The following is a 9,268-nucleotide window of genomic DNA, read 5'->3' as shown; positions in this document are numbered from 1 at the left end:
CAGCCCTCCCCCTTGCGGATACCTCATGTGACCGGCCTACTGCGCCAACCACAACGTGTCGACCCTCACGACATCACCCCAACAAGGTCAGTAACAGCACCCGGCCCCGGGCAGCGTCCGCTTGTTGCGCGCCTCCTTGTTGCGCGCGGCGAGCAGCTCGTCGGCCGGGTAGCCGACCTCCTCCAGGGTCAGCCCGTGCGGCCGTACGACATGCACGGCCGAGTCCCGTACGCCGGCCGCGAGCACCTTGCCCGGCCAGTCCGGCCCCCGGTGCCCGTCCCCCACGAACAGCAGCGCCCCGATCAGCGAGCGCACCATGTTGTGGCAGAAGGCGTCGGCCCGCACGGTCGCGGTGATGATCCCGTCGTCCCCGCGCACCAGGCTCAGCTGCTGCAGCGTGCGAATGGTGGTCGCGCCCTCCCGCTTCTTGCAGTAGGCGGCGAAGTCGTGCTCCCCCAGCAGCCGTTCGGCGGCCTCGTTCATGGCGTCGACGTCGAGCGGCCAGTCGTGCCAGAGCACATGGCTGCGCAGCAGCGGGTCGACCCCGCCCGGGTTGTCGGTGACCCGGTACGCGTACCGCCGCCAGACCGCCGAGAAACGGGCGTTGAAGCCGCTGGGCGCCTCCCTGAGGGCCCACACCCGCACATCCCTGGGCAGCCGCCCGGCAAGCCGCTTGAGCAGCTTGTCGTGGTGCGCACCCCAGACCTCCCGCGGCAGATCCACATGCGCCACCTGCCCCCGCGCATGCACCCCGGCATCGGTCCGCCCGGCCACGGTCAGCTCATAGGCCTCCCGAGACCGCGTGACGGTACGCAACGCATCCTCGATCTCCCCCTGCACGGTCCGCCGCCCCCCGGCCTGCTTGGCCCACCCGGAGAACTCGGAACCGTCGTAGGACAGGTCGAGACGGACACGTACATAACCGGGCTCTACTTCGTCACTCACCCAGAGATCCTCTCAAGAACACCAAAGCGGGCCCGCTCCTCGAAAGGAACGGGCCCACTGACGCGCCCCGTAAGGGGCGCGGGGCTGTGCCGATTTGCGGCTACCGCCGCGCGGGCGCGACAAGCCAAGACGAACGCCGCACCCGCCAACGAACAGCCCCGGCAGACGCTTACGCGTCCTTGGACTCCTCGGCGGCAGCGTCCTCGACCTCGTCGGCCTTGGCCGCGTCGACCTTGGTCTCCTCGGCAGCCGGAGCGGCGGCCTCGGCGTCCTTCGCCGCACGCTTGGTGGCAGCCTCGGCCTCGCCGGTCGCCTGCTGCGCAACCGTCAGCGCCTCGACCAGCTCGATGACAGCCATGGGCGCGTTGTCGCCACGACGGTTACCGATCTTGGTGATGCGGGTGTAGCCACCCGGACGGTTCTCGTAGCGCGGACCGATCTCGGTGAAGAGCGTGTGGACGACGCTCTTGTCCGTGATGACCTGCAGCACCTGGCGGCGGTTGTGAAGGTCGCCCTTCTTCGCCTTGGTCACCAGACGCTCGGCGTACGGCCGCAGACGGCGGGCCTTCGCCTCGGTGGTGGTGATACGGCCGTGCTCGAACAGCGACTTCGCGAGGTTCGCGAGGAGCAGCTTCTCGTGCGCGGCGCTGCCGCCCAGACGGGCACCCTTGGTGGGCTTCGGCATTGTTCTTCTCCTGTGTGTCTGCCCCGGCCGTATCAGGTACCGGGGTCAGGAACCCGATGAGCGGATGCTCACCGGCATCGACCGATCAAGTACTGATCAGTACTGCTCGGTCTCCACGAAACCCGCGTCCGCGTCGTCGTCGGCGCCGAAGGCGTCGGCGGCGGCCGTGGGGTCGAATCCGGGCGGGCTGTCCTTCAGGGCCAGGCCCATGCCGGCCAGCTTCGCCTTGACCTCGTCGATGGACTTCGCACCGAAGTTGCGGATGTCCAGGAGGTCGGCCTCGGAGCGGGCGACGAGCTCACCCACGGAGTGGATGCCCTCACGCTTGAGGCAGTTGTACGACCGAACGGTGAGCTCCAGCTCCTCGATCGGCAGCGCCAGATCGGCGGCAAGGGCGGCGTCCGTCGGGGACGGGCCCATGTCGATGCCCTCGGCGTCGATGTTCAGCTCGCGAGCGAGACCGAACAGCTCGACCAGGGTCTTACCGGCGGAGGCCATGGCGTCACGGGGACGCATCGCCTGCTTGGTCTCGACGTCGACGATCAGCTTGTCGAAGTCGGTGCGCTGCTCGACACGCGTGGCCTCGACCTTGTACGTGACCTTCAGCACGGGGCTGTAGATGGAGTCGACCGGGATACGGCCGATCTCCTGGCCCACCTGCTTGTTCTGCACGGCGGAGACGTAACCGCGGCCGCGCTCGACCGTGAGCTCCATCTCCAGCTTGCCCTTGCCGTTGAGCGTGGCGAGGACCAGGTCGGGGTTGTGCACCTCGACACCGGCCGGGGGCGCGATGTCGGCGGCGGTGACCAGACCCGGGCCCTGCTTGCGCAGGTACATCACGACCGGCTCGTCGTGCTCCGAGGAGACGACCAGCTGCTTGATGTTGAGGATCAGGTCGGTGACGTCCTCCTTGACGCCCGGCACGGTGGTGAACTCGTGCAGGACGCCGTCGATGCGGATGCTGGTGACAGCGGCACCGGGGATCGACGACAGGAGGGTGCGGCGGAGGGAGTTGCCGAGGGTGTAGCCGAAGCCCGGCTCCAGCGGCTCGATCACGAACCGGGAGCGGAACTCGTCGACGACCTCTTCGGTCAACGAGGGACGCTGAGCGATCAGCATGTTGCGTTCCTTCTGTCAGGGGCGCCCGCTATTTGACGCCCTGATATGGGACAAGGGTACGGGCGATATGGCCCCGAAGAGCCATACCGCCCGAAAACCTCAGACCAAGCAGCCGTGCGTCAGACGCGACGACGCTTCGGCGGACGGCAGCCGTTGTGCGGGGTCGGGGTGACGTCCTGGATGGAGCCGACCTCGAGACCGGTCGCCTGAAGCGAACGGATGGCGGTCTCACGACCGGAACCCGGACCCTTCACGAAGACGTCGACCTTGCGCATGCCGTGCTCCTGCGCGCGGCGGGCGGCCGACTCGGCGGCCATCTGCGCGGCGAAGGGGGTGGACTTGCGCGAGCCCTTGAAGCCGACGTGGCCGGCGGAGGCCCAGGAGATCACGTTGCCCGAGGGGTCCGTGATCGAGACGATCGTGTTGTTGAACGTGCTCTTGATGTGCGCGTGGCCGTGAGCGACGTTCTTCTTTTCCTTGCGGCGCACCTTCTTGGCAGCGCCCTGACGACCCTTGGGGGGCATCTACTAACTCCTACGGGGAGGTGGTCGGTCCTACAGCGAAGACCGCTGATGAAGCGTTGTCCGCTGAGGACTACTTCTTGCCCGGCTTCTTCTTGCCGGCGATGGCGCGACGCGGACCCTTGCGGGTACGGGCGTTGGTGCTGGTGCGCTGACCGCGGACGGGCAGACCGCGACGGTGACGGAGACCCTGGTAGCAGCCGATCTCGACCTTGCGGCGGATGTCGGCCTGGATCTCGCGACGGAGGTCACCCTCGGTCTTGATGTTGTTGTCCACGTACTCGCGGATCGCGACGAGCTGCTCTTCGCTCAGGTCACGAACACGGGTGTTCGGGTCGATGCCCGTCTCCGCAAGCGTCTGCTGCGAAAGGGTCCGGCCGATGCCGAACACGTAGGTGAGGGCGACCTCCACGCGCTTTTCGCGCGGGATGTCAACACCGGAAACGCGTGCCACTTAATGGCTCCTGGTGATCTTCGGAGGTCTGCCACAGAACCGCTTCCCGGCCGCCGTACCAGGTACGAACCGGGTCCCCGGCCTCCGAACCGGGGGTATCAAGCCGTGTCGGCTTGGGTCCTGCGTATGAACATATTCAGCTCGCGTCGCGCGAATCTCTGCGATATCGATGCAGAGGGATCGGTCGATCGTGCGTCAGCCCTGGCGCTGCTTGTGGCGCGGGTTCTCGCAGATGACCATGACCCGACCGTGACGGCGGATCACCCTGCACTTGTCGCAGATCTTCTTGACGCTCGGCTTGACCTTCATGGGATTGAGGTTCTCCGGGTCAGTGCCACCACCCCGCCGAAGCGGAGTGCGGGCAAGATCTACTTGTAGCGGTAGACGATCCGGCCACGCGTCAGGTCGTACGGAGAAAGCTCCACCACGACCCGGTCGTCAGGGAGGATGCGGATGTAGTGCATACGCATCTTGCCGCTGATGTGTGCCAGGACCTGGTGGCCGTTCTGGAGCTCGACCTTGAACATGGCGTTCGGCAGAGACTCGACGACAGTGCCCTCGATCTCGATGGCACCTTGCTTCTTGGCCACGCTTCGCCCTTCGAATCGACTACCTTGATCGACTCCGTGCTTTTCCCTTACGGGTGCATGCGGACATGCGGGTGCACGAGAGCCGACGAGTCAGTCTACGTCAGCGCACTCGGAAAGACGAATCGAGGAAGGATGCCCCAGCGAGGAGATCATTAAGCGCGGACCGTGTACAAGCTAGGCCAGCGGATCCGGCGCGGCGGTGACCCCGTACTCAGCCAGCTTCGCCTTGCCCCCGTCGGGAGCCGTGAGCACCAGAGGACCGGCCTCGGTCAGGGCAACCGAGTGCTCCCAGTGCGACGACCACGTACCGTCGAGCGTGATGACGGTCCAGTCGTCGGAGAGGACCTCCGTCTTCGGCGTCCCGAGGGACACCATCGGCTCGATGGCGAGGCAGAAGCCGGGCACCAGCTTCGGGCCCTTGCCCCGGCGCTTCTCGACGTAGTTCAGCAGGTGCGGATCCATGTGCATCTCGGTGCCGATGCCGTGGCCGCCGTAGTCCTCGATGATCCCGTACTTGCCGCCGCCCGGCTTCGGCTGGCGGCGGATGTACGTCTCGATGGCCCTCGACACGTCCACCAGCCGGTTGCCCTGCTTCATCGCCGCGATGCCGGCCCACATCGACTCTTCCGTGACCCGGGAGAGCTCGATCAGTTCGGGGGCGTGGCCGGAGCCGACGAAGGCGGTGTACGCCGCGTCGCCGTGCCAGCCGTCGATGATCGCGCCGCAGTCGATGGAGATGATGTCGCCGTCCTTCAGGACGACGTCGTCGGACGGGATGCCGTGGACGACGACCTCGTTCACGGAGGTGCAGATGGTCGCCGGGAAGCCGCCGTAGCCGAGGAAGTTCGGCTTGGCGTTGTGCTCGGCGAGCACCTTGCGTGCGACCTGGTCCAGGTCCTTGGTGGTGGCCCCGGGCACCGCGGCCTCACGAGTGGCCGCGTGGATGGCGGCGACGACCAGCCCCGCCTCACGCATCTTGGCGATCTGCTCGGGGGTCTTGATCTGCACCATGGGGGCCTGCGCTCTCCGTCTACTACTCACTGCGTCAACCGGTTACCAACACAACAGTACGGCCGTGACGCCCTGTCGGGTGCCACGGCCGTAACTGGGCTGACGGCTACTTGCCGTCGTCCTCGCGCTTGAGGGCCTCCAGCGCCCGCTGCGTGACCTCGCCCACCGGGCCGAGGGACGAGATCGTGACGACCAGGCCCTGCGACTTGTAGTAGTCGATGATCGGCTCGGTCTGCGTGTGGTAGACCTCGAGCCGCGTGCGCACGGTGTCCTCGGAGTCGTCGTCACGCTGGTACAGCTCGCCGCCGCAGACGTCGCAGACGCCTTCCTTCTTGGCGGGGCTGTACGTCACGTGGAAGACGTGCGACGAGTCGTTGCGGCAGATGCGCCGGCCGGCGATCCGCTTGACGACCTCTTCCTCGGGGACCTCGAGGTCGAGAACCGCGTCCAGCTTGATGCCCTCGGTCTTGAGCAGCTCGTCCAGCGCCTCGGCCTGCGAGACGTTGCGCGGGAAACCGTCGAGCAGGAAGCCGTTCTCCGCATCGGCCTGCTCCATGCGGTCCTTGGCCATCGCGATGGTGACCTCGTCGGGGACGAGGTTACCGGCGTCCATGTAGGACTTCGCGAGTTTCCCGAGCTCCGTCTGCTGGCTGATGTTGGCGCGGAACAGGTCGCCCGTGGAGATGTGCGGGACGCGCAGCTTGTCGGCAAGGCGAGTGGCCTGCGTGCCCTTCCCTGCACCCGGCGGCCCGACGAGGACGATTCGCATCAGCGGAGGAACCCTTCGTAATTGCGCTGCTGAAGCTGGCTCTCAATCTGCTTCACCGTTTCGAGGCCAACACCCACGATGATCAGGATGCTGGTACCACCGAACGGGAAGTTCTGGCTTGCCCCGAAGCCAACCAACGCCATCGTCGGTACGAGAGCGATCAGACCCAGATACAGCGAACCCGGCCAGGTGATCCGGTTGAGTACGTAGCTGAGGTACTCAGCGGTCGGTCGGCCAGCCCGGATGCCCGGGATGAAGCCACCATACTTCTTCATGTTGTCGGCGACTTCCTCGGGGTTGAAGGAGATCGCCACGTAGAAGAACGCGAAGAAGACGATCAGCAAGAAGTAGGTGGTGACGTAGTAGGGACTCTCACCCTGCTTGGTCAGATTGTTCTGGATCCACGTCTTCCAGGCGGAATTGCCGCTTGAGAACTGGGCGATCAGGCTCGGGATGTAGAGCAGCGACGAGGCGAAGATCACGGGGATGACGCCCGCCTGGTTGACCTTCAGCGGGATGTACGTGGACGTACCGCCGTACGACCTGCGTCCGATCATCCGCTTCGCGTACTGCACGGGGATCCGCCGCTGGGCCTGCTCGACGAAGACGACGAGCCCGACCATGACCAGGCCGACAAGGATCACGGTGCCGAACTCGATCCAGCCGTCGGCGAGCTTGCCCTGCAGCTTGATGGCCCACAGCGCGCTCGGGAAGGTCGCGGCGATCGAGATGAACATCAGGATCGACATGCCGTTGCCGATGCCGCGGTCGGTGATGAGCTCACCGAGCCACATGACGACGCCGGTACCGGCGGTCATGGTGACGACCATGGTGATGGTGGTGAAGATCGACTGGTCAGGGACGATCTGGCTGGCCACCGGGCAGCCGGTGAACAGGGCGCCGCTGCGGGCGGTCGCGACCAGACCGGTGCCCTGGAGGATGGCCAGGCCCACCGTCAGGTACCGGGTGTACTGCGTGATCTTCGCGGTGCCGGCCTGGCCCTCCTTCTTGAGGGCTTCGAGGCGCGGGATCACCACGGTCAGCAGCTGCAGAATGATGCTCGCCGTGATGTACGGCATGATGCCCAGCGCGAAGATCGTGATCTGCAGCAGCGCGCCACCGCTGAACATGTTGATCAGACTGAACAGGCCACGGTTCGAGTTGGCCACATCGACACACTGCTGGACGTTCTTGTAGTCGACGCCCGGGATCGGGATGTGCGTACCGACCCGGTACACCACGATGATGCCCAGCGTGAAGAGCAGTTTCTTGCGCAGGTCGGGCGTCCTGAACGCCCGGGCGAACGCGGTGAGCACGGTGCCTCCTGCGACCCCCGCGCAACTGCGTCAAGGGTGACGGTCTTGAGGTTCGACGGATACAAAAAAGAACAGTGCAGGCTACCTTACCGGCGGCACGGCTCCCCTTGGAACGACCGACCGGGGATACCCCATTGTGAGGTATCCCCGGTCGGGACTGCTTACGTCATCGAGACGTCCGAGAAATTCAGACGAGCTCGGTGACGGTGCCGCCGGCGGCGGTGATCTTCTCCTTGGCGGAGCCGGAGACGGCGTCGACCGTCACCTGCAGCGCCACGGAGATCTCGCCCTGGCCGAGGACCTTGACGAGGCTGTTCTTGCGAACGGCACCCTTGGCCACCAGACCCTCGACGGTGACCTCGCCACCCTCGGGGTAGAGCGCGGCCAGCTTGTCGAGGTTCACGACCTGGAACTCGGTCTTGAACGGGTTCTTGAAGCCCTTCAGCTTCGGGAGACGCATGTGGAGGGGCATCTGCCCACCCTCGAAGCGCTCCGGAACCTGGTAGCGGGCCTTCGTGCCCTTGGTACCACGACCGGCCGTCTTACCCTTCGACGCCTCACCACGACCGACACGGGTCTTGGCGGTCTTGGCGCCCGGGGCGGGACGGAGGTTGTGGATCTTGAGCGGGTTGTTCTCCGCCATGATCAGTCGACCTCCTCGACCGTCACGAGGTGGCGGACGGTGTGCACCATGCCGCGGAACTCGGGGCGGTCCTCCTTGACGACCTGCGTGTTGATGCCCTTGAGACCAAGGGAGCGCAGGGTGTCACGGTGGTTCTGCTTGCTGCCGATGTAGGACTTGACCTGCGTAATCTTGAGCTGCGCCATGATTACGCACCCGCCCCGGCACGCGCACGCAGCAGAGCCGCGGGGGCGACGTCCTCGAGCGGCAGACCACGGCGGGCCGCGATCTCCTCGGGACGCTGCAGGCCCTTCAGGGCCTCCACGGTCGCGTGCACGATGTTGATCGCGTTGTCGGAGCCGAGCGACTTCGACAGCACGTCGTGAATACCGGCGCACTCGAGCACCGCACGCACCGGGCCACCGGCGATCACACCGGTACCGGGGGACGCGGGCTTGAGCAGCACGACGCCGGCAGCCTTCTCACCCTGGATCGGGTGCGGGATGGTGCCCTGGATACGGGGGACCTTGAAGAAGTGCTTCTTGGCCTCCTCAACACCCTTGGCGATGGCGGCCGGCACCTCCTTGGCCTTGCCGTAACCGACACCCACGGTGCCGTCACCGTCGCCCACCACGACCAGCGCGGTGAAGCTGAAGCGACGACCACCCTTCACAACCTTGGCGACGCGGTTGATCGCGACGACGCGCTCAACGTACGCGGTCTTCTCGGCGGCAGCAGCGCCGCCGTCACGGCCCTTCCGGTCCCGCCGCTCGCCGCCACCGGCACCGCTTCCACGGCGCTGGGGTCCAGCCATTGGATTACCTCTCTCTTTCCGCTAGCTACAAGCGGCTCAGAACTTGAGCCCGGCTTCGCGGGCGGCGTCCGCCAGGGCGGCGATGCGCCCGGCGTACTGGTTGCCACCACGGTCGAACACGACGGCCTCGACACCGGCGGCCTTGGCGCGCTCGGCGACCAGGGCGCCGACCTGCTTGGCCTGCGCGGACTTGTCGCCCTCGCCACCGCGGATCGAGGTGTCCAGGGTGGACGCCGACGCAAGGGTGTGACCCTTGAGGTCGTCGATCACCTGGGCCACGATGTGGCGGTTCGAGCGGGTAACGACCAGACGCGGACGCTCCGCCGTACCGTTGATCCGCTTGCGGATCCGGATGTGACGGCGCTTGATCGCGGCGCGCTTGTAGGCGTCGCCCTTGAGGATCTTCTGTCCGTATGCCATGG

The 9,268-nt window shown here is 66.2% G+C and carries 14 protein-coding genes; all 14 read right to left on the bottom strand.

Going from position 1 to position 9,268, the window contains the following annotated elements:
* Window positions 1-87: 87 nt before the first annotated feature.
* Window positions 88-945 (bottom strand): tRNA pseudouridine(38-40) synthase TruA, encoded by an 858-nt coding sequence (truA, locus tag ACFY1E_RS37395; protein WP_389084298.1) that lies wholly within the window; start codon window positions 943-945, stop codon window positions 88-90.
* A gap of 169 nt (window positions 946-1,114) precedes the next feature.
* Entirely contained in the window at window positions 1,115-1,630 is a 516-nt protein-coding gene (gene rplQ, locus ACFY1E_RS37390; RefSeq protein ID WP_389084295.1) for a 50S ribosomal protein L17, read from the bottom strand.
* Window positions 1,631-1,726: 96 nt separating this feature from the next.
* Window positions 1,727-2,749, bottom strand: coding sequence for a DNA-directed RNA polymerase subunit alpha (locus ACFY1E_RS37385; protein WP_003966937.1), 1,023 nt, complete (start codon window positions 2,747-2,749; stop codon window positions 1,727-1,729).
* 119 nt (window positions 2,750-2,868) lie between these two features.
* Window positions 2,869-3,273 carry a 30S ribosomal protein S11 gene (gene rpsK, locus ACFY1E_RS37380; protein WP_003956432.1) on the bottom strand — a complete coding sequence of 135 codons (405 nt, stop codon included), beginning with the start codon at window positions 3,271-3,273 and terminating at the stop codon, window positions 2,869-2,871.
* Window positions 3,274-3,343: 70 nt separating this feature from the next.
* The gene (gene rpsM / locus ACFY1E_RS37375; RefSeq protein WP_020135802.1) at window positions 3,344-3,724 is read right to left on the bottom strand and encodes a 30S ribosomal protein S13; all 381 of its coding nucleotides are present in this window, start codon (window positions 3,722-3,724) and stop codon (window positions 3,344-3,346) included.
* 195 nt (window positions 3,725-3,919) lie between these two features.
* A complete protein-coding gene (gene rpmJ, locus ACFY1E_RS37370) occupies window positions 3,920-4,033 on the bottom strand; it encodes a 50S ribosomal protein L36 (RefSeq protein ID WP_003998809.1) in 114 nt (37 codons plus the stop codon).
* A 59-nt stretch (window positions 4,034-4,092) separates the two neighbouring features.
* On the bottom strand, window positions 4,093-4,314 hold the full coding sequence (infA, locus tag ACFY1E_RS37365) for a translation initiation factor IF-1 (protein ID WP_003948620.1): 222 nt from the start codon (window positions 4,312-4,314) through the stop codon (window positions 4,093-4,095).
* Window positions 4,315-4,488: 174 nt separating this feature from the next.
* Window positions 4,489-5,325, bottom strand: a complete 837-nt coding sequence (gene map, locus ACFY1E_RS37360; protein WP_389084293.1) for a type I methionyl aminopeptidase — start codon at window positions 5,323-5,325, stop codon at window positions 4,489-4,491.
* Between the two features lie 106 nt (window positions 5,326-5,431).
* Window positions 5,432-6,094 carry an adenylate kinase gene (locus tag ACFY1E_RS37355; RefSeq protein ID WP_266958994.1) on the bottom strand — a complete coding sequence of 221 codons (663 nt, stop codon included), beginning with the start codon at window positions 6,092-6,094 and terminating at the stop codon, window positions 5,432-5,434.
* Complete coding sequence (secY, locus tag ACFY1E_RS37350) at window positions 6,094-7,410, bottom strand: preprotein translocase subunit SecY (protein WP_389084289.1); 1,317 nt, start codon at window positions 7,408-7,410, stop codon at window positions 6,094-6,096. Before secY ends, ACFY1E_RS37355 begins: the two co-directional genes overlap by 1 nt.
* Before the next feature lie 187 nt (window positions 7,411-7,597).
* Window positions 7,598-8,053: a 50S ribosomal protein L15 gene (gene rplO / locus ACFY1E_RS37345; RefSeq protein ID WP_003974249.1), complete on the bottom strand. Its 456-nt coding sequence runs from the start codon at window positions 8,051-8,053 to the stop codon at window positions 7,598-7,600.
* 2 nt (window positions 8,054-8,055) lie between these two features.
* Window positions 8,056-8,238 carry a 50S ribosomal protein L30 gene (gene rpmD, locus ACFY1E_RS37340; protein ID WP_003974250.1) on the bottom strand — a complete coding sequence of 61 codons (183 nt, stop codon included), beginning with the start codon at window positions 8,236-8,238 and terminating at the stop codon, window positions 8,056-8,058.
* 2 nt (window positions 8,239-8,240) lie between these two features.
* Window positions 8,241-8,846 (bottom strand): 30S ribosomal protein S5, encoded by a 606-nt coding sequence (rpsE, locus tag ACFY1E_RS37335; protein WP_019753099.1) that lies wholly within the window; start codon window positions 8,844-8,846, stop codon window positions 8,241-8,243.
* A gap of 36 nt (window positions 8,847-8,882) precedes the next feature.
* Window positions 8,883-9,266 (bottom strand): 50S ribosomal protein L18, encoded by a 384-nt coding sequence (rplR, locus tag ACFY1E_RS37330; protein ID WP_071364959.1) that lies wholly within the window; start codon window positions 9,264-9,266, stop codon window positions 8,883-8,885.
* Between the last annotated feature and the right edge of the window lie 2 nt (window positions 9,267-9,268).

Source organism: Streptomyces sp. NPDC001604 (assembly GCF_042893475.1).
Taxonomy (GTDB): Bacteria; Actinomycetota; Actinomycetes; order Streptomycetales; family Streptomycetaceae; genus Streptomyces.
Note: the sequence above shows the minus strand (reverse complement) of the source record. Positions and strands in the feature narration are given on the sequence as shown.